The organism is Pseudomonas viridiflava, from assembly GCF_003702045.1.
GTDB lineage: Bacteria > Pseudomonadota > Gammaproteobacteria > Pseudomonadales > Pseudomonadaceae > Aquipseudomonas > Aquipseudomonas viridiflava_C.
In genome coordinates, this window is sequence record NZ_RBTP01000072.1 from 1 (window position 1) to 253 (window position 253).

The following is a 253-nucleotide window of genomic DNA, read 5'->3' on the forward strand; positions in this document are numbered from 1 at the left end:
CTTCAACAGCGTGCTGTTCAACTGCCAGGTCGGCAACGGCAGTGTGGTCAGACACAACTCAGTGGTCGACGGTCGCGATTTGCCGGAGAATTTTTACGTGCCGTCCACCACCCGGATCGGGCCTAATACTGATCTCTCGCAATTCCCGCCGGTGAGCATTTCGGCTTCGGAGTTTTCCGAAGACGTGGCGCACACCAACATTGACCTGGTGCGCGGCTACAAGGCACTTCAGAACGAGTTCTGACACAGAACA

Annotated in this window: 1 pseudogene; it reads left to right on the forward strand. The window is 56.1% G+C overall.

The annotated features are described in order from the left end of the window. Positions 1-244 (forward strand): annotated as a pseudogene (locus tag ALP40_RS22705) (carbonate dehydratase); the annotation flags it as partial. Positions 245-253: the final 9 nt, after the last annotated feature.